Below are 19,288 nucleotides of genomic sequence, written 5' to 3' on the forward strand. Positions count from 1 at the left end.
CATTAGTGCCGCGTCAACGAACGTTGGTGATTAGACCATGTTGTTGATCCTCGCCTGGGGCGAGCGACTCCCCACCGGGTGGTGGGGCGGGCCGCGGCCGGCCATGGGACCCGTTGACGGTGCCGTGATGGGGGCGTCGTCTTGGGTCACGCCGGGCTGGTTCGGTACCGGGGAGGTGCCGTCCGGCTCGACGGTGCGTGATCACCACCGGGAAGGGGTTCTTGTTGGTGGTGATGGTGCCGCCCGGTCCACGTCGGGCGATGTTAGCGCCGCCGACCAAGTCGCGGTGCCCACTGAAACCACAATGCATGCACCTGAACTGGCGGCCCCGGGGTTTGGGAACCCGCCGGTCGCAGGCTGGGCAGGTCGAGGAGGTCCCACGCTCGTCCACGAGGACGACGCGGATCCCGGCCTGTTCGGCCTTGTCCTTCAGATAGCGGAGCATCTGGCCGATCCGCCAGTCCTGAACGCGTTTGTTGTGCCGTCGCCCGACCTTCAACGTCAGCACCCCGCGCGGGTCACCGACTACCAGGGTCCCGATCCGGCGCTGGGCAGCCCAGGTGACCACGGTCTTGGCGGCCTCATGCTGCGCCTGCTTGACGCGCCGTTTGTGGCGGGTTTCGAGTTTCCGCTGGCGGGCGCGGTATTTACGCCACCGTCGCGACCCGGCCTGCCCCGGCTTGGGTGCCCGTTTGGCGACCGTGCGTCGGCGGTGTTTGGTGTCTTTGAGGTGCAGATGGGTCTCGGCGCGGATCGCGCGGCCCGATACGACCAGGCCTTCTCCGTCGGGTCCGGCCACCGCGAACGGATGGATCACTCCCGGATCCACTCCGGCCATCCGACTCGAGTCGGGTTCACATCCGGGCGGGTAGGTAGCGACGGGGATTTCGGCGGTCATCTCGACGAACAGCCTGCGGCCTTCGTTGAGGAGGGTGACCGACCGGATCTGCTCGGCGGGGTAGGGCACCTCCCGGTCAAGTCGCACCCACAGGGGCGGATGCCCTCGTGCGGTCGCCAGCCGCACCCGCTGATCCTCGATGACGAAGCAGCCGTACCGGAACCGCACGGGGACCAGACGGCGTTTGCGCCGGGGGAACCTCGCGGTGGCATCACCATTCTTGCGGCGTTTGGCGGCGGCGAACCATGCGTCGCTGTAGCGGCGCAGCACCCCTTCGGCGCATTGGGAGTTCAGCTCCCCGAACACGCCCGGCCCGGCCTTGTGGAGTTCGCGGCACAACTGCTGGAAGTTCGTGATGCCATACAGGCCGCGCTGACGCCGCCACCGGTTCATGTCCAGCACACACGCCCACGCGTCCCCGGCTGCCAGGAGCAGTCCGAAGCACCGCCGCCGCTGGCCGGCTGTGACACGCAGGCCCACCCGGGCGGTGCGCAGCACCACCCGGGGAGCATCCGGATCAACACGTCGAGGCACGGAGCGATTACAGCACGTGCCTACGACAGAACAGCACCGCCACTGATCCATGGCTATCCGGCCCGACCGCCCCAGGCCGCTTACACGACCAAGGTTTGCTCGACACGGCACTAGTAGGAGGCCCTTATGGCCACTGCGTACACCCCCACCGTCACCGGAACCGGCATCAAGGCCCAGATCCAGCGCCTGGGCGGCTACCTGGCCGGCATGGTGATGCCCAACATCGGGGCCTTCATCGCCTGGGGCCTCATCACCGCCCTGTTCATCCCGACCGGCTGGCTGCCGGACAAGCAGTTCGCCGCCCTCGTCGACCCGATCATCACGCTGCTCCTGCCGGTGCTCATCGGCTACACCGGCGGCCGGATGGTCCACGGCCAGCGCGGGGCCGTCGTCGGCGCGGTCGCCACCGTCGGCGTCGTCGTCGGCGCCAAGATCCCGATGTTCCTCGGCGCGATGATCCTCGGCCCGCTCGCGGCGTACGTGCTGAAGAAGGTCGACCAATTCACGGCCGACCGGACCAAGGCCGGCTTCGAGATGCTGGTGGATAACTTCACCGCAGGCATCATCGGCGGTGCCCTGGCCGTCTTCGGCGTCTGGGGCGTCGCTCCCATCGTCCGCCAGGTGACGTCGGCGGCGGGCCACGGCGTCGAGTGGCTGATCCACCATCATCTGCTGCCGTTCGCCTCGGTGCTGATCGAACCGGCCAAGGTGCTGTTCCTCAACAACGCGGTCAACCACGGCGTGCTCGGACCGCTCGGCGTCGCCGAGGCCGTGAACCACGGCAAGTCGATCCTGTTCATGCTGGAGTCCAACCCCGGACCCGGCCTGGGCGTCCTGCTGGCCTACCTGCTGTTCGGACCCAAGGCGCTGCGGCCCAGCGTGCCCGCCGCGATCGTCATCCAGTTCCTCGGCGGCATCCACGAGATCTACTTCCCGTACGTGCTCATGAAGCCGCGGCTCATCCTCGCCTCCATCGCCGGCGGCGCCGCGGGCATCGGAACCTTCATGATCACTGGCGCCGGTCTGGTCGCCACCCCGTCGCCGGGCAGCATCTTCGCGTACGCGGCCGAGACTCCGAAGGGCGGCTGGTTCGGCGTCTTCGCGGGTGTGATCGTCGCCGCGGCCGTGTCCTTCGCCGTCGGCTCGGCTCTGCTGGGCTTCGGCCGGCTCGCGGAGTCCGCGGAGGAGACCGCCGAAGATGGGACTGCCGCCGCGCCCGACGAGTCGGCCCCGGAGAGCACGGCCGGTGACGTCGAGCGGCCCGCCGCCCGCCCCGAACCCCAGGAAGCGTGAGGAAGATGAACGGTAAGGACGTCAAGAAGCTCGTCGTGGCCTGCGACGCGGGCATGGGCAGCAGCGTCATGCTGGCCAGCCAGCTGCGCAAGGAACTGCGGAAGTCCGCGGTCACCGTGGAGCACACCCCGGTCAACTCCATCCCCGGCGACGCGGACGTCGTGGTCTGTCACGCCGGGCTGGGCGCGCGGGCCAAGGCCTCGGCCCCGGACACCCCGATCATCACCTTCCAGGTGTTCCTGGGCGACCCGGCGGTGACCCGCCTGGTGACCGCGATCAAGAATGGGAGCGAGATCAATGCCTGACCTGCTCGATCGCGCCGCGATACGCCTGGATGCGGTCGCGGCCGACCGGGACGATGCGATCCGCCAATGCGGACACGCACTCGAGGGCGTGGGGGCGGTCGACGCCTCGTACATCGACGCGATGGTCGAACGGGAGCGTTCGGTCCCGACCTACGTGGGGGAGGGCGTGGCCATCCCGCACGGCACGCTCGCCGGCAAGGACGCCGTACGCCACGACGCGATCTGCGTGCTGCGCTTCCCCGACGGAGTCGACTGGGACGGGCACCTGGTGAAGCTGTGCGTCGGGATCGCCGCCAAAGGTGATGGGCACGTCCGGCTGCTCTCAGAGCTGGCCCAGATCCTGCTCGATCCGGACAGCGCCCGCGCGCTGCGAGAGAGCGCGAATGTCGATGAGGTGATCCGGCTGCTGCAGCCGGCCGCACAGGAGGTTCCCCAGTGAAGGTCGCCCGATTCCACGCCCCCGGAGACATCCGCCTGGAGGAGGCGCCCGAGCCGACTCCCGGTCCGGGCGAGGTCAAGGTCCGGGTGCGGAACTGTTCCACCTGCGGCACCGACGTCAAGATCTCCAAGTACGGCCACCACCACATCCGCCCGCCTCGCGTCATGGGCCACGAGATCGCCGGCGAGATCGCCGAGGTCGGCGACGGCGTGACCGGATGGCGGCCCGGGGACCGGGTGCAGGTGATCGCCGCGATCCCCTGCGGGCACTGCGAGGAGTGCCGCCGCGGGCACATGACCGTGTGCCCGAACCAGGAGTCGATGGGCTACCACTACGACGGCGGCTTCGCCGAGTACACCATCGTGCCCGCCAAGGTTCTGGCCGTCGACGGCCTGAACCGCATCCCCGACGGTGTCGGCTTCGCCGAGGCCTCCGTCGCCGAGCCGCTCGCCTGCGTCCTCAACGGCCAGGAACTGGCCCGGGTGGGGGAGGGCGATGACGTGGTGGTGATCGGCGCCGGGCCGATCGGCTGCCTGCACGTCCGCCTGGCCCGCTCCCGCGGCGCCGCACGGATCTTCCTGGCCGACCTCAACGCCGAACGCCTGGCCATGTCTGCCGAACGGGTGCACCCCGACGCGGCGCTGACCGGCACCGACGTCGTCGACCAGGTGCTGAAGCTGACGAACGGCCGGGGCGCCGACGTGGTCATCACCGCCGCGGCCTCCGGCGCAGCCCAGGAACAGGCCCTGCAGATGACCGCGCGCCAGGGCCGGATCAGTTTCTTCGGCGGGCTGCCCAAGGACAACCCGATCATCGCCCTCGACTCCAACCTCGTGCACTACCGCGAGCTGACGATCGTGGGCGCCAACGGATCCAGCCCCGCCCACAACGCCCGCGCCCTGGACCTCATCGCCACCGGCGCCGTGCCCGTCACCGACCTGATCACCCACCACCTCCCCCTGACCGACGTGCTGAAGGGCATCGACATCGTGTCCCAAGGCACCGCGATCAAGGTCACCATCGAGCCCTGACGAGGAGCAGACATGTCGACGCGTACCGTGGCCATCGCCTCCAGCACCGGCCTGCACGCGAGGCCGGCGGCGCTGTTCGTCAAGGCCGCCGCCGACCAGGACGTGCCCGTGCGCATCCGCGTCGGGGACGGCCCGGCCGTACCGGCCGCCAGCATGCTCGCCGTGCTGTCCCTCGGCGCCGGGCACGGCACCGAGGTCACCCTCGAGGCCGACGGGCCGGGTGCCGACGCGGCCCTCGACTCGCTCGCGGCCCTGCTCGCCCGCGACCTGGACGCCGAGGAAGCGGCCGATGCCTGACCTCGACGCCCCGCCGCGAGTCCTGCACGGGATCGGGGTCGGGCCCGGCCTGGCCGCCGGCCCGGTGGCGCGGATGGCGTCCCCGCCGGCGCTGCCGGACCCGCGCCCCGTCACCGATCCTGACGGTGAACTCGCCGACGCCGTACGGGCGCTGGAGGCCACCGAGGCCGACCTGCGGGCCCGCGCGGACGCGGCCACCGGCGAGGCCCGCGACATCCTGTCCGCGCAGGCGATGATCGCCGCGGATCCGACCCTGCGGGAGGGCGTGGCCGAGCGCGTACGGAGCGGGGACGACGCCCCGCACGCGCTGCGGACCACCTTCGACCGGCACCGGGAGATCCTCGCCGCGCTCGGCGGGTACCTCGGCGAACGCGCGGCCGACCTCGACGACATCGCCCACCGGGCGATCGCCGCCGCGCTCGGCCGGCCGATGCCGGGCCTGCCTGCCCCCGGGCACCCGTTCGTCCTGATCGCCGACGACCTCGCGCCCGCCGACACGGTCGGCCTCGACCCGGAGACCGTGCTCGCCCTGGTCACCGAGCGCGGTGGGCCGACCAGCCACACCGCGATCCTCGCTCGGGCGCTCGGCCTGCCCGCCGTCGTGGGCTGCGCCGGGATCCTGGACGTCCCGGACGGCACGCTGGTGACGGTCGACGGCACCTCCGGGCGGGTCGGCGCGGGTGTCGGCGAGGAGGAGGCGGCCGCCGTACGCGCGCGGGCGGCCGACGAGCGGAGCAGGCTCGCCGCCGGGCGCGGTCCCGGGCGCACGGCGGACGGGCATTCCGTCGACCTCATGGTCAACATCGGGTCCGCCGCCGATCTCCGGGGAGTGGACCTCGACGGGGTCACCGGGGTGGGCCTGTTCCGCACCGAGTTCCTCTTCCTGGACCGCAAGGACGCGCCCGGCCTGGATGAACAGGTCGCCGCGTACGCCGAGGTGTTCTCCCTCTTCCCGGAGGGCACCGTCGTCGTACGGACCCTGGACGCCGGCGCGGACAAGCCGCTGCCCTTCCTCGGCCTCCCGGAGGAGCCGAATCCGGCGCTCGGCGTGCGCGGCCTGCGGGTGGCCCGGGACCGGCCGCACATCCTCGAGACCCAGCTGGAGGCGATCGCGCGGGCCGCCGAGCGTGCGACCGCGGACGTGTGGGTCATGGCCCCCATGGTGTCGACCCCCGTGGAGGCGGAGGACTTCGTCGCGCGGGCCCGGGCGTACGGTCTGCACACGGCCGGCGTGATGGTCGAGGTCCCGGCCGCCGCGCTGCGGGCCGAGCGTCTCCTTGAGGTCGCCGACTTCCTCAGTATCGGGACCAACGACCTCAGCCAGTACACCCTGGCCGCCGACCGGCAGTCGGGCGCCCTCGCCGACCTGCTCGACCCGTGGCAACCGGCCCTGTTGCAGCTCATCGGGGCCTGTGCGGCCGCGGGCGGGCGCGGCGGCAGGCCGGTCGGGGTGTGCGGTGAGGCCGCCGCCGATCCCGCCCTCGCGCCGGTGCTGGTCGGCCTGGGCGTCACGAAACTGTCGATGAGCCCGCGCAGCGTGCCCGCCGTACGCGCCCGTCTCGCCGCGCACGAGCGTGCCGAATGCGAGGAACTGGCCCGGCTCGCGCTCGACGCCGCCGACGCGGCCGCGGCCCGTGCGGCCGTGCTCTCCGCAGGCCCCTGACGCCGTATCGAAAGAATGCCCTCCGCCGTCGCGGAGGGCATTCTTTTTGTGTCTGGCCGCCATTCCTTAGGGCGGCTTAAATTAGCGGACCAGAAAGACGTGTCCTCAAAATTCGTTATGCGGCTCTTAAGTGGCAGCTAAAGTAGTGTCGCCCATTTTTGACTATAAAGGAGGTGTCAGTAGAACTCATCGAGGAGGAATTCGATGAACCGAGTACGTGCGGGCCTGGTGGCACTCGCGGGAGTCGCGATGGTCGGGACCGGAGTGCTTCTTCCGGCCGGGCCGGCGAGCGCGAAGACGGTCACGGTGACGGGCGATCTGCTCGACACCTGCCCCGACTCCGGCGTGACCGTCCCCTACAAGGCCGACCGATGCAAGTTCGTCCCGGAGAGCCAGGAGTCGTTCCAGTCGGACTTCCACGTCCCGCAGAACGACGAATACGCCTGGAACTGCACGACCGCCGCGCAGGACCACCAGTACCAGATCACCGACGTCGTCGACGAGTCGAACACCTTCGGGATCAGCGGCGGCCCCAAGTTCAAACTGGGGGACGCCATCGAGATCGGGGTGGAGGCCAGCTACGGCCACGTCTGGAACAAGGGCAACTGGACCTGGAACGGTGACACCCACCACGTCCAGCCCGGCAACGTCGGCTGGCTCGAGCTCTCCACGGAGATGCTGAAGGTCAACGGTCACTGGCAGATCAACTACGGGGACCGGGTGAAGACCTCGGACGACGGCGACGCGCACTACGAGTGGTACGTCGGCGGCTCGGTGACCGACGACAAGGACGCCGGCACGCACAACGTGACGTTCAAGGAACGCCCCATGACCGACGAGGAGAAGAACCGGGTCTGCGGCGACAACGGCCAGGGCCCGGGCGAGGGTTCGCCGGGCCTGCGCAGGGAGGTCGTGAACATGGTGATCACGCAGGACGCGGCAGGCAACGTGCGCAAGTGACCGCCGGGGGCCGGGCGGCCGCACCGCGGCCGCCCGGCCCCTTCGCGCGCTCGCGGAAATGGAGATCCAATGAGCATCCGCATGGCCGGAAAGCCGCGGTTGGTGACCATCTTCGTCATCGCCGTCGCGAACATCGCCACGCTCACCACGGCCGTCGTCGCCCTGCCGGCGACCGCGGCGCACGGGACCAGGACCCATCGCTCCGAACGGCACGCCGAATACGCGAAGAGTGCCAACATCGACGAGATCTCGCAGGTCATCGCCGATTATTCGCCCGGCACAAAGAAGGTTCAGCGAGAGGGTCGGTAGTACAGTTTCGTCATGGCGAAGGTATTAGTAGTTGAAGACGACGTCGATGTCCGGACCGCTCTCGTACACGACCTGACCGAACGCCGTCACTCCGTCCGCAGCGTCGGGGCCGCCTGGGAGGCGCTGCGCGATATCTCCGACCGGCCCCCCGACGCCGTTCTGCTGGATCTCGGACTGCCTGATCTCGACGGTTTCGAATTGCTCAAGATGCTGCGGGCGGTATCCGAGGTACCGGTCATCGTGGTGACGGCTCGTGACGACGATCAGGAAGTCGTCCGGTTGCTGAATGCCGGGGCGGACGATTATGTCGTCAAGCCGTTCACGATCGATCAGCTCGAGGCGCGGCTCGGCGCGGTTCTGCGGCGGGCGCGGGGTGGCGGCGAGTCCACGGTCATCGAGGTCGGCGGGCTGCGCATCGACGTCGTCCGGCGTGAGGTGAAACTCGATTCGCGGCCCATCGAGCTGACGCGGCGGGAGTTCGACCTGCTGGCGTTCCTGGCCTCGCGGGCCGGGGAGGTCGTCCCGCGCGCCGATCTGCGGTCCGAGGTGTGGCAGCAGCCGTACGGCGACGACCAGACCATCGACGTGCACCTGTCCTGGCTGCGCCGCAAGCTCGGCGAGACCGCGGCCGCCCCGCGCTACCTGCACACGGTGCGCGGGGTCGGGTTCAAGCTCGTGGACCCGACGTGAGGAGATCCCTCGCGCTGGTCGCGCTGGCGGTGACCTCGATGGTCGCGCTGGCCTTCCTGATCCCGTCCGCCCTGGTCGTACGCGACGCGGCGGCCGACCGCGCGGTCATCCGCGCCCAGCGCCGGGCCGGCGCGGTCCTCCCGGTCGTGGTCGCCTCCGGCGACCCGGCCGCGGTGAGCCGGGCGATCGCGGGCGCGTCCGCCGGCGGCCGGGACCGCATCGGCGTGACGATGCCCGGGGGAACGCGGATCGGGGAGCGGTCGGCGGTGCCCCCGGCGGTCATCGCGCGGGTCCGCGACCGGGGGCAGGCGCTGGAGACGAGCGCCGACGATCGGCGGGTGGTCCTGCAGCCCGTCCCGGCCGGGAACGCGGGCCTGGCCGTGGTGGAGGTCGATGTCGGCGCCGGCCGCCTCCCGCCCGGTGTCGTACCGGCCTGGATCGTGATGACCCTGGTCGCCGTCTTCCTGGTGGCGTGCTCGATCCTCGCGGCGGATCGGCTGGGCCGGAGAGTGGTCGGCTCCGCGCGGCGGCTGGCGGGCGCGGCGGCCCGGCTCGGCTCCGGTGACGTGACCGTCCGCATCCGCCCGGAAGGGCCGCCCGAACTGGAGGAGGCCGCGTACGCCTTCAACGCCATGGCGGATCAGATCGCGCAGCGGCTGACCGCCGAACGCCAGTTCGCGGCCGACCTGTCGCACCGCCTGCGCACGCCGCTGACCGCCCTCCGCCTCAACATCGACCGTCTCGGCCAGGGGCCGGAGATGCGGAAGGCGCGCCTCGCGATGACCCGTATGGAGCAGGAGATCGACATCGTCATCAAGACCGCGCAGCGCCCCGGCGGGGAGCACGCGACGACCACGTGCGACGCGACCGAGGTCGTACAGGACCGCGTCGCGTTCTGGTCGGTGCTGGCCGAGGACCAGGGCCGCCGCTGGCGGCTGCACGGGCTCGACCACCCGGTGCCGGTGCCGGTCGGCCGCGGTGAGCTCGCGGCCGCCCTGGACGCCGTGCTCGGGAACCTGTTCCACCACACGCCCGAGGGCGCGGAGTTCGCGGTGACGATGCGGACCGGTCCCGACCGGGTCGGCGTCCTGGTCTCCGACGCGGGGCCGGGGATCGCCGATCCCCAGCTCATGCTGCAGCGAGGCAGGTCCGGAGGCGGCTCCACGGGTCTGGGCCTGGACATCGTGCGCCGGCTGGCCGAGTCCACCGGCGGTGAGCTGCGCATCGACCGATCCGCCATGGGAGGCGCGCAGGTGGGCGTCTGGCTGCGCACGACCGTCGCGCAGCGGAGGCGCCGCAGGCGGAGCCGGGCGGCGCGGCTGCTTCCGGGCCGGTCGGCCGATCGCGCGCCGTCGTGAGCCCGGTCGGTACGACCACGCTCGTCGGCTGATCGTGGTCAGCTCCACGCCGTCTTGAGCACCGCCACCCTGTCGGCGATCGAGCAGCCGGGTGGCACCGCCAGGAAGGCGATGTTGCCGTTGACGTCCCGGGTGCGTCCCTGGATCGTGTCCTGGCAGGCCGCGTCCGCCCGGACCGCCGTGATTTGGAAGAAACGGCCGATGTCGCGCGTGCCGTCGCCGATCTGCTGGATCGACGAGCTCCACTGGCCGTCCCGGATCGGCACCGGGCCGTCGTCGGTCAGGTAGAACCGCCCGTCCGGGGCGTAGACGAAGATGCGCAGGACGTCTCCCCGGAGGTCGCCGACGCGTCCGTGGACCAGCAGTCCGGCCCGGCCGTTGACCTTGGCCTGATCCGGGGGAGAGGTGATCGTGACGGCCGGGGCGGCCGTCGTCGGCGGTAAGGGAGCGGACCGGGTCGGCGTGGGGCGGGGACGGACCGACGCCCGCGGTGGTCTCGGACCGGGCGTGCGACTCGCGGTGCCGGGCGTGGTGCTCGCCGGTGGCGGCGCCGGCCGGGCCACCACCGGCATGGCCTGGTGGGTCTCGCCCCCCGTCGCGTAGATCTCCTGGATGCCGCAGTAGGAGGTCACGACGGCACCCGAGGTGACGAGCAACCAGACCGCGGCGTACTTCCGTTTTCCGCCGAGTGGCCGGCTGCGACGTCTGTGGCCGGGCCGGGGGGAACGCGTCATCTTCGGCCTCCGCTTCCGCGTAGGCGCCACCGGTCGATGTCCGTTTGACTGTCTTCCGGTTGCTTTTACTTTTGTTTAACGCTCTTTGTGTTGGTTGTCAACGGCGTCGTCAGCCGTCGCAAGGCAACTGGTAATACGCGTCCCAAGCCGCGGAAGGTTCAGAAGTGTGCGGTCCGTGTCAGACGCGTACGACCTCCGGGCCCTCCGCGGCGAGGTCCGCGGCGAGCCCGGCGTCCAGGCCGGTGTCCGTGATCAGAACGCTGACCTCGGACAACCTGGCGAACCGCGCGAGGTAGTCGTTTCCGACCTTGGTGTGGTCGACGAGGACGACCGTGCGCAGCGCGGCCTTCATCATCGACTCCTTCATCGCGGCCTCGGCCGGGTCGGGCGTGGTCAGCCCGGCCTCCACGGAGCATCCGTTCGTGCCCATGAACGCCACGTCGACGCGAAGCCGGTCGAGCGGCCGCATCGCCCAGTCGTCGACCGTCGCCAGCGTACGGCCGCGGACGCGGCCGCCCAGCATGATCACGTTCAGGTTGGCGCGCGTCGCGAGGACGGTCGCCAGGGGCGGCGAGTTGACGATGACGGTCAGCTCGCGGTCGCTCGGCAGGACCTCGACCAGACGCCCGGTCGTCGAGCCCGCGTCGATGATGATCGATCCCTCGTCGGGCAGCTCCGCGAGAGCGGCCTTGGCGATGCGCTCCTTCTCGGCGGTCAGCACCGCGTCGCGGGCCGCGAGCGCCGGCTCGAAGCCGAGCCGCTCGATGGGGATCGCCCCGCCGTGGACGCGGCGCAGCGTGCCCGCCCGCTCGAGGACCGTCAGATCCCGCCGGATGGTCTCCATCGTGACGCCGAAGTCCTCCGCGAGCGTCACGACGTCGACCCGGCCGGCCTCACGGGTGCGGCGGAGAATCTCCTGCTGGCGTTCTTCGGCGTACATGATGTTGGTCCGCTGCCCGTTTCTACGTTGTTTTCCTTTTGGTATCGCCATCAATGTGTGCCGTCAAGCCGCGCTGGTCGGGCTCCAGGCGGTCTGGCGGCTTCCCTGACGGATCGCCCCCTCGCGGATCGCCCCTCCTGGGCGGCCTCCTCCGTGGCATAAGCATCCGTTAAGGCGTGCATAAGGGTAGGGCGACGGCCTGCTCGGTATAACGGATCGGCCGCCCCTCCCCGGCTGGCTGTCCAGGCACAACGACTTTGTTGACACCTTGTTTTAAGGCGGTTAGTGTCCGGGATGACTGATAGGAAGCCTTCCTGTTAGTTGCCTTCGGGGGAGGCTGCCACACTCCGCTCCGGACCGAAGGGAAGCACCGTGCCCCATCGCGTCGACCCCGCGCGTTCGCACCGGTCCATCACCCTGTCTCTCTGCGCGCTCCTCGTCCTCATCGCCGCGCTGATGAGCGGCCCGGCCCCCGCCAGGGCCGCGGGCGAGTCCGTGAACATCTGGCTCACCACCACCGACGACTCCGCCGGACGCCACGTCACCCGCGGCCTGCAGCAGCAGACGCCGGTCTCCTTCGGCACCGGCGGCAGCGCCAACCAGACCATCACCGTCGACGAGAACACGAAGTACCAGCGGTTCACCGGTGCCGGCGCGTCGTTCACCGACACGGCCGCCTGGCTCATGAACAGCAGCGGCGCGCTCAGCTCCGCCACCCGTACCCAGGTCATGCAGAAGCTCTTCGACCCGTCCGCCGGCATCGGGCTCAGTTTCCTGCGCAACCCGATGGGCGCCTCCGACCTGGCGCGCTACAGCTACTCCTACGACGACATGCCCGCCGGCCAGACCGACCCCACGCTCGCGCACTTCTCCATCGCCCACGACCTGGCCGACGTCGTGCCCCTCACCAAGCAGGCCCGGCAGCTCAACCCGAACCTCACGGTCATGGGCACGCCGTGGAGCGGCCCGGCCTGGATGAAGGACAACGGCGACTTCAACAACCCAGGCTGGCTGCAGTCTCAGTACTACGCGGCCTACGCCCAGTACTTCGTGAAGTACCTCCAGGCGTACGAGGCCCAGGGCGTGCACGTGGACCTCGTCTCCGCGCAGAACGAACCGACCTGCTGCAACGGCTACCCGTCGATGAGCTGGAACGGCTCGGGCCTGAACTACTTCACCAAGACGAACCTGCTGCCCGCGCTGCACGCGGCGGGTCTGTCCACCAAGGTGCTGGCCCTCGACTGGAACTGGGACGCCTACGGCGGCTACGGCGCCCCCGTGGTCGACGACTCCACCATCCGGAACGACTCCCTCTTCGGCGGGATCGCCTGGCACGGCTACGGCGGCGACGTCGGCGAGCAGACCACGGTGCACAACCAGTACCCCTCCGTGGACGCCTACGACACCGAGCACTCCGGCGGCACGTGGATCGGCGACCAGCAGAAGGAGGACATGCACAACATCGTCGACTACACCCGCAACTGGGGGAAGAGCGTCGTCAAGTGGTCCCTCGCCGTCGACCAGAACATGGGCCCGCACAACGGCGGCTGCGGCACCTGCACCGGCCTGATCACCGTGCACAACGGCGACTCCCGTAGCGGCCAGGTCGACTACACGATCGAGTACTACGACGTCGGCCACCTCACCAAGTTCGTCCGGCCCGGCGCGTACCGGATCGCCTCCACCGCGAACAGCGCCGTGCCCAACGTCGCCTGGAGCAACCCGGACGGCTCGAAGGCGCTGATCGCCTACAACGACAGCGGCGCCACCCAGTCCGTCAAGGTGAACTGGGGCGGCCAGTCCTTCGTCTACACGCTGCCCGCCCGGACCACCGCGACCTTCACCTGGAACGGCACCCAGAGCGGCGGCGGCAGCGCCACCGGCCAGATCACCGGCATCGGCGGCAAGTGCGTCGACGTCGCCGGCGCGAACAGCGCCAACGGCACCGCCGTCCAGCTGTACGACTGCAACGGCACCGCCGCGCAGCAGTGGACGGTCGGCACGGACGGCACGATCCAGGCCCTTGGCAAGTGCATGGACCTCACCTCGGCCGGTACGGCCAACGGCACCCAGGTCCAGCTCTACGACTGCAACGGGACCGGCGCCCAGCAGTGGACCCGCGGAAGCGGGTCGACCGTCGTCAACCCCGCATCGGGCCGGTGCCTGGACGCCACCGGCGTCAGCTCCGCGAACGGCACCCGGCTGCAGATCTGGGACTGCGCCGGCGGCTCCAACCAGCAGTGGACGCTCCCCGGTTCCTGAGCCCCCCTGACCCTCTCCGCATGGGCTCCCGGGCGACCGCCCGGGTGCCCGGTCCCGGGCGCCCGCCCGCGACCCCTCCGTTCGGCGATGGCCGAAGACCCCATCAGGAGGATCCCCGCATGTCCCGTCCCCGCCTGAAAGCACTGATAGCAGCTGCGATACCCGTCGCGGGCCTGCTGTTCGGCGCGAGCCCGGCATACGCCGCCTCGGCGAACCCCGGCCCCGGATTCCCCGCTCACTACGCCGCCCCGTACGTCGAGACCTGGGGTTCGACGTCCGCGATGGCGAACGCCCAGTCGGCCACCGGGCTGAAGTACTACACGCTCGCCTTCGTCATCGGCGGAGGCGGCTGCAACGCCACCTGGAACGGCGACACGGCCATCGACAACAGCGGCTGGCTGACCGCCATCAACAACCTGCGTGCCTCCGGCGGCGACGTCATCGCCTCCTTCGGCGGCGCTTCGGGCACCGAACTCGGCCAGGCGTGCGGCTCGGTGTCCACGCTGGAGGCGCAGTACAAGAAGGCCATCGACACGCTCAACCTGACGCGGATCGACCTCGACATCGAGGGCGCGGCGCTGGACGACACGGCCGCGAACGACCGCCGCAACCAGGCCCTCGCCGCACTCCAGCAGCAGTACGCGGCCGCGGGCAAGCACCTGGACGTCGACTACACCCTCCCGGTCGACCCCAGCGGCCTGCTGTCCGACTCGCTCAGCCTGCTCAACAACGCCAAGAGCCGCGGCGTCACCGTCAACGCCGTCAACATCATGACGATGGACTACGGCCCGTCCATGGACATGGGGCAGGCCGCGATCAACGCGGCGACCGCGCTGCACGGCCAGCTCGGTCAGATCTGGACGTCGAAGACCTCCGCCGAGCTGTGGGCGATGGAGGGCAACACCCCGATGATCGGGGTGAACGACTCCACGAACGAGGTCTTCACGACCGCGAACGCCTCCTCCCTGGAGAGCTTCGCCGCGAGCAACGGCATCCAGGAACTCGCCTACTGGGCGCTGGGCCGGGACAAGGCCTGCGCGAGCAACGGCACCCTGTCCGACACCTGCAGCGGAACCTCGCAGAGCGCCTACCAGTTCGCCCGCACCTTCAACGCCATCACCGGCGGCGGCACGCCCCCGCCCACCGGTTCCACCGGCCAGATCACCGGCTACGGCGGCAAGTGCGTGGACGTGGCCGGGGCGAACAGCGCGAACGGCACGGCGGTGCAGCTGTACGACTGCAACGGCACGACGGCGCAGCAGTGGACCGTCGGCTCGGACCAGACCCTGCAGGCGCTAGGTAAGTGCATGGACGTGACCGCCGCCGGCACCGCCAACGGCACCCAGGTGCAGCTGTACGACTGCAACGGCACGGGCGCGCAGAAGTGGCAGGCGGGCTCGAACGGTTCGCTGGTGAATACGAATTCGGGGCGTTGCCTGGACGCGACGGGTCCGAGCTCGGCCAACGGCACGCGGCTGCAGATCTGGGACTGCGCCGGCAGCGCCAACCAGAAGTGGACGCTCCCGAGCTGACCCGGCGCTCCATTCCACCTCTTCCACCATGAAAGGGAAAGCGATGTCCTCGTCATCCCGCCGACTCAGGCCGGGCCGGCTGCTGCTGGCAGCGCTGCTGGTCACCGGGCTGGGCGGTACCGCCGCCGTGGCCGCGGGCGGCTCCCACTCGACGGCCCTCACGGCCGCCGCAGCCGCCACCGCCACCTTCACCGACGACTTCGACGGCGCCGCCGGATCAGGCGTCGACGCGAGCAAGTGGCGCCCGGAGACCGGCGACAACGTCAACAACCACGAGCGGGAGTACTACACCAGCGGTACGCACAACGCCGCTCTGGACGGCCAGGGCCACCTGGTCATCACCGCCCGCAAGGACAACCCGGGCGGCTACAACTGCTGGTACGGGACCTGCCAGTACACCTCCGCCCGGCTGTCGACCGCGTCCACGTTCACCCAGGCGTACGGCCACTTCGAAACCCGGATGAAGATCCCGAAGGGACAGGGCATGTGGCCCGCCTTCTGGATGCTCGGCAACGACATCGGCAGCGTCGGCTGGCCGAACAGCGGCGAGATCGACATCATGGAGAACATCGGCAAGGAGCCGGGCACCGTGCACGGCACCATCCACGGGCCGGGCTACTCCGGTTCCGCCGGTATCGGCGCGGGCTACACCCTGCCGGGCGGGGCGAACTTCTACGACGACTTCCACACCTTCGCGGTGGACTGGTCGCCGAACCAGATCAAGTGGTCCGTCGACGGCAATGTGTACGAGACCCGCACCCCGGCCGACCTGAACGGCAACCGCTGGGTCTTCGACCACCCGTTCTACATCATCGTCAACCTCGCCGTCGGCGGCTACTGGCCCGGCGACCCGGACGGCAGCACGCCCTTCCCGGGGCAGCTCGTCGTCGACTACGTGCACGTCACGACGAGCTCCACCGGCGGCGGGACCACCGGTCAGATCACGGGCTACGGCGGCAAGTGCGTGGACGTCGCCGGGGCCAACAGTGCGAACGGTACGGCGGTGCAGCTGTACGACTGCAACGGCACGTCGGCGCAGCAGTGGACGGTGGGTTCGGACCAGACCCTGCAGGCCCTGGGCAAGTGCATGGACGTGACGGCGGCCGGTACGGCAAACGGCACGCAGGTGCAGCTCTACGACTGCAACGGCACGGCTGCGCAGAAGTGGCAGGCGGGCTCGAACGGATCGCTGGTCAACCCCAACTCCGGGCGCTGCCTGGACGCCACGGGCCCGAGCTCGGCCAACGGCACGCGGTTGCAGATCTGGGACTGCGCCGGCAGCGCCAACCAGAAGTGGACGCTCCCGAGCTGAGGCTCTCGAACTGAGATTCACCTCTCCACGCGGGGAGGACGGCACCGGGCGTGCCGTCCTCCTCGTACGGGTATGAGGGACCTTCGGGGGGGACGATTCAGGTGAAAGCGGCGCGCGCTTATCCGATCACCGCGCACACGACGGATGTGCGGATCGAGCAGGTGGAGATACCGGCCCCCGGCCCAGGCGAGGTCCTCGTCCAGATCACCGCGGCGGGCGTGACGCGGCTGGACCACTCCGTGGCGGCCGGCGGCCCGTCCGCGATGGGGCTGCTGCCGCTCACGCTGGGCAGTGAGGGCGCCGGCCTCGTCGTCGCCGACCCCGGTGGGCGCTGGGCGTCCGGCACGCGGGTGATGTTCTTCGCCGGTGACGGCGGCGTCACCGCCGACGGGACGATGGCCGAGTTCGCCGTGGTGCCCGCCCGGAACCTGGCCGCGATCCCGGTCAGTGTGTCCGACGAGGTGGCGGCGGCCGTCCCGATCGCGTACCTCACCGGCCTGCTCGCCCTGCGGGCGGGCGCCTTCGAGCCCGGCATGTGCGTCTTCGCGCCGGGCGTCGGCGGCAGCGTCGGCAACGCGACGGTCCAGCTGGCGCGCGCCCTCGGGGCGGCCGCCGTCGCGGGCGGCGTGGGGACAACGGCCAAGGCGGAGGCCATCCGGGCGGCGCCGTGGGCCCGGGGGATCCGGATCGTCGACCTGGAGCGCGACCGGCTACGGGACGGACTCGGCGACGGGTTCCCCGGCGGCGTCGACGTGGCCGTCGACGGCGTCGGCGGCCCGGTGACCGCGCAGATCGCGGCGGCGATGGCGCCGGGCGGTCACCTGGTCCTGGTCGGCTGCTCGGGCGGCCATAGCACCGAGCTGCCGCTCTGCGAGGTCATCGAACGCCGCACCACGCTGCACGGGTTCTCGCTGCGCGCCGCGACGTCCGCGCGGTCGAGGGCCGCTTGGACCGACATCACCGAACTGCTGGCGACCGGACGGATCAGCCCGGTCATCGACTCGATCTATCCGCTGGAGGCGGTGGGGGAGGCGCTGCGCCACCTGGTCGAGGACCGTCCCGTCGGAAAGGTCGTCATCACCGGCCTGTCCTCACCCCGGCGCTGAAGCCGCCGTCTCAGGCCGCAGCCCCGAGTGCGTACGGAGTCGGCGCCTGCTCCGCGTCAGCTCGCGGTCGTCACCGGGCGTTCGTCCGAATCGCCGAGCGAGGCCTCGGTCGCGGCGATCGTCCGGCTCAGCAGGCTCCGCGCGGCGGCGATCTCGGCGGAACGCCGGTCGAGGGCGTCCAGCTGTTCCCGGAGGGCGTTCAGGACGCCAGGGCACGGGGCGACGGCGGTCTCGGCGGTCGTGCAGGGGAGGACCTGACGGATCACGCGGGTCGGCAGGCCGGCCGCCAGGAGCGCCCGTATCCGCTCGACCGTCTCGACGGCCGTCTCGTCGTAGGCGCGGTAGCCGTTCGGCTCGCGCTCCGGCCGGAGCAGCCCGACCCGCTCGTAGTAGCGGAGCAGGCGTTCGCTCGTCCCGGTCCGCGCGGCCAGCTCCCCGATGAGCACGGTTCCGGTCCCTCCGGCTTGACCTTCCAACTGTGTCAGGGGGCAACAGTGGGCGCACCGGCCGCATTCCGGCGGCCGACGTCGCCAGGAGGCCGACATTGATCATCGACGCGCACAGTCATGTCCACGACCCGGTGGAGACGCACCTTCGTCTCCTGGACGACGCGGGGGCCGACCGTACGGTCCTGTTCCCCACCCGGCCGCACCCCGAGCGGGCCACCGACCTCGACTCGCTGCGCCAGGAGATGAGCGTGCTGGAGAGGGCCGTGAGCGGGCGCGGCACGGGCGACGACGGCCATGCCACCGCATGGCGGGAACTGGACGACGCGCTGGCCGCCCACCCGGATCGCTTCATCGGCTTCGGGTCCGTACCGCTGAGCCTGTCCGAGGATGAGGTGGCCGCGTTCGTCGAGCGGGAGATCGTGGGGCGCGGTCTGCGCGGAATCGGAGAGCTCACGCCGCCTCCCGGCCGGGCCGGCCGGGTGGAGCCGGTGCTCGCGGCGGCGCACGACCACGGCGACCTGCCCGTGGTCGTGCACGGGTTCGCCCCGACGACCGAGGAGGACCTGCGCACGCTGGCCACGCTGGCGGTACGCCACCCGTCCGTGCCGTTGGTCGTGAGCCAGCTCGGCGGCCTCAACTGGATGACGGCGATCGAGCTGGCGAAGGAGACGCCGAACCTCTATCTGGAGCTGTCCACCGCGTACATCGTCTTCGCGGTGAGACTGGCCGTCCGGGAGCTTCCGGAGCGCACGCTCTTCGGCTCGGACGCGCCGTACGGCGACCCGGTGCTCGCGCGTGCCACCGTCGAGCGCGTCACCGCGCCCGGGCAGGTGCGGGACCTGGTCCTCGGCGGAAACCTCGCCCGGCTGCTGAACCTCTGAGGATCAGCGACCGGCGATGGCGGCGAGGCGCTTCTTGACCTCCTTGGCCGAGGGGTTGGTCACCGCGGTGCCGTCGGGGAAGACGACGGTCGGAACCGTCTGGTTGCCGCCGTTGACGTTCATGACGAACTCCGCGGCCGCCGGGTCCCGCTCGATGTCCACCTCGACCATGTGGATGCCCTCACGGGCCAGCTGAGTCTTGAGCCGACGACAGAAGGCGCACCAGGTGGTGGTGTACATCGTCAGCTCACCCGTCACGGGCGCGGTCATGGCTCTCCTTGTCCTGGGCCGACGG

20 protein-coding genes are annotated in these 19,288 nt (G+C 70.7%); 15 read left to right on the top strand and 5 right to left on the bottom strand.

The annotated features are described in order from the left end of the window. Positions 1–13: 13 nt before the first annotated feature. Positions 14–1,432, bottom strand: a complete 1,419-nt coding sequence (locus tag ABEA24_RS49585) for an RNA-guided endonuclease InsQ/TnpB family protein (RefSeq protein ID WP_345442872.1) — start codon at positions 1,430–1,432, stop codon at positions 14–16. A gap of 126 nt (positions 1,433–1,558) precedes the next feature. Between ABEA24_RS49585 and mtlA the strand changes: the two genes are divergently transcribed. From mtlA to ABEA24_RS49635, 10 genes are all read left to right on the top strand, one after another. After that, positions 1,559–2,725 carry a mannitol-specific PTS transporter subunit IIC gene (gene mtlA, locus ABEA24_RS49590; RefSeq protein ID WP_345442874.1) on the top strand — a complete coding sequence of 389 codons (1,167 nt, stop codon included), beginning with the start codon at positions 1,559–1,561 and terminating at the stop codon, positions 2,723–2,725. 5 nt (positions 2,726–2,730) lie between these two features. Then, complete coding sequence (locus tag ABEA24_RS49595; protein ID WP_345442876.1) at positions 2,731–3,030, top strand: PTS lactose transporter subunit IIB; 300 nt, start codon at positions 2,731–2,733, stop codon at positions 3,028–3,030. Further along, complete coding sequence (locus ABEA24_RS49600) at positions 3,023–3,469, top strand: PTS mannitol transporter subunit IIA (RefSeq protein ID WP_252845791.1); 447 nt, start codon at positions 3,023–3,025, stop codon at positions 3,467–3,469. Before ABEA24_RS49595 ends, ABEA24_RS49600 begins: the two co-directional genes overlap by 8 nt. Beyond that, positions 3,466–4,500: a zinc-dependent dehydrogenase gene (locus ABEA24_RS49605; RefSeq protein ID WP_345442879.1), complete on the top strand. Its 1,035-nt coding sequence runs from the start codon at positions 3,466–3,468 to the stop codon at positions 4,498–4,500. Before ABEA24_RS49600 ends, ABEA24_RS49605 begins: the two co-directional genes overlap by 4 nt. A 12-nt stretch (positions 4,501–4,512) precedes the next feature. Continuing rightward, a complete protein-coding gene (locus ABEA24_RS49610) occupies positions 4,513–4,797 on the top strand; it encodes an HPr family phosphocarrier protein (protein ID WP_345442881.1) in 285 nt (94 codons plus the stop codon). Beyond that, positions 4,790–6,460: a phosphoenolpyruvate--protein phosphotransferase gene (ptsP, locus tag ABEA24_RS49615; protein WP_345442883.1), complete on the top strand. Its 1,671-nt coding sequence runs from the start codon at positions 4,790–4,792 to the stop codon at positions 6,458–6,460. Before ABEA24_RS49610 ends, ptsP begins: the two co-directional genes overlap by 8 nt. A 204-nt stretch (positions 6,461–6,664) precedes the next feature. Continuing rightward, on the top strand, positions 6,665–7,420 hold the full coding sequence (locus ABEA24_RS49620) for a hypothetical protein (RefSeq protein ID WP_345442885.1): 756 nt from the start codon (positions 6,665–6,667) through the stop codon (positions 7,418–7,420). A gap of 69 nt (positions 7,421–7,489) precedes the next feature. Then, complete coding sequence (locus tag ABEA24_RS49625) at positions 7,490–7,729, top strand: hypothetical protein (protein ID WP_345442887.1); 240 nt, start codon at positions 7,490–7,492, stop codon at positions 7,727–7,729. 12 nt (positions 7,730–7,741) lie between these two features. Further along, a complete protein-coding gene (locus tag ABEA24_RS49630) occupies positions 7,742–8,419 on the top strand; it encodes a response regulator transcription factor (RefSeq protein ID WP_345442889.1) in 678 nt (225 codons plus the stop codon). Continuing rightward, the gene (locus ABEA24_RS49635; protein WP_345442891.1) at positions 8,416–9,777 is read left to right on the top strand and encodes a sensor histidine kinase; all 1,362 of its coding nucleotides are present in this window, start codon (positions 8,416–8,418) and stop codon (positions 9,775–9,777) included. The genes ABEA24_RS49630 and ABEA24_RS49635 overlap by 4 nt, the downstream gene beginning before the upstream one ends. A gap of 38 nt (positions 9,778–9,815) precedes the next feature. On the opposite strand, the gene ABEA24_RS49640 is transcribed toward ABEA24_RS49635, so the two are convergent. Then, a complete protein-coding gene (locus ABEA24_RS49640; protein WP_345442893.1) occupies positions 9,816–10,511 on the bottom strand; it encodes a hypothetical protein in 696 nt (231 codons plus the stop codon). A gap of 178 nt (positions 10,512–10,689) precedes the next feature. Further along, positions 10,690–11,451, bottom strand: a complete 762-nt coding sequence (locus ABEA24_RS49645; protein ID WP_345442895.1) for a DeoR/GlpR family DNA-binding transcription regulator — start codon at positions 11,449–11,451, stop codon at positions 10,690–10,692. Positions 11,452–11,823: 372 nt separating this feature from the next. Between ABEA24_RS49645 and ABEA24_RS49650 the strand changes: the two genes are divergently transcribed. The 4 genes from ABEA24_RS49650 to ABEA24_RS49665 all read left to right on the top strand — a co-directional run bounded on the left by ABEA24_RS49650 (position 11,824) and on the right by ABEA24_RS49665 (position 17,663). Then, positions 11,824–13,713, top strand: a complete 1,890-nt coding sequence (locus ABEA24_RS49650) for a ricin-type beta-trefoil lectin domain protein (RefSeq protein WP_345442897.1) — start codon at positions 11,824–11,826, stop codon at positions 13,711–13,713. A 119-nt stretch (positions 13,714–13,832) separates the two neighbouring features. Further along, a complete protein-coding gene (locus ABEA24_RS49655; protein ID WP_345442899.1) occupies positions 13,833–15,245 on the top strand; it encodes a ricin-type beta-trefoil lectin domain protein in 1,413 nt (470 codons plus the stop codon). Between the two features lie 43 nt (positions 15,246–15,288). Further along, a complete protein-coding gene (locus ABEA24_RS49660; RefSeq protein WP_345442901.1) occupies positions 15,289–16,557 on the top strand; it encodes a family 16 glycosylhydrolase in 1,269 nt (422 codons plus the stop codon). Positions 16,558–16,658: 101 nt separating this feature from the next. Next, a complete protein-coding gene (locus ABEA24_RS49665; RefSeq protein ID WP_345442903.1) occupies positions 16,659–17,663 on the top strand; it encodes a quinone oxidoreductase family protein in 1,005 nt (334 codons plus the stop codon). Between the two features lie 56 nt (positions 17,664–17,719). Here ABEA24_RS49665 and ABEA24_RS49670 read toward each other — a convergent pair whose 3' ends face one another. Then, positions 17,720–18,109 carry a MerR family transcriptional regulator gene (locus ABEA24_RS49670; protein WP_345442904.1) on the bottom strand — a complete coding sequence of 130 codons (390 nt, stop codon included), beginning with the start codon at positions 18,107–18,109 and terminating at the stop codon, positions 17,720–17,722. Between the two features lie 98 nt (positions 18,110–18,207). On the opposite strand from ABEA24_RS49670, the gene ABEA24_RS49675 reads away from it, so the two are divergent. After that, positions 18,208–18,993, top strand: coding sequence for an amidohydrolase family protein (locus ABEA24_RS49675; RefSeq protein WP_345442905.1), 786 nt, complete (start codon positions 18,208–18,210; stop codon positions 18,991–18,993). Positions 18,994–18,996: 3 nt separating this feature from the next. Here the strand turns inward: ABEA24_RS49675 and ABEA24_RS49680 are convergent, their stop codons facing one another. After that, entirely contained in the window at positions 18,997–19,263 is a 267-nt protein-coding gene (locus tag ABEA24_RS49680) for a mycoredoxin (RefSeq protein WP_345442907.1), read from the bottom strand. Positions 19,264–19,288: the final 25 nt, after the last annotated feature.

The sequence above is a fragment of the Actinoallomurus vinaceus genome (genome assembly GCF_039542055.1).
Lineage (GTDB): Bacteria > Actinomycetota > Actinomycetes > Streptosporangiales > Streptosporangiaceae > Actinoallomurus > Actinoallomurus vinaceus.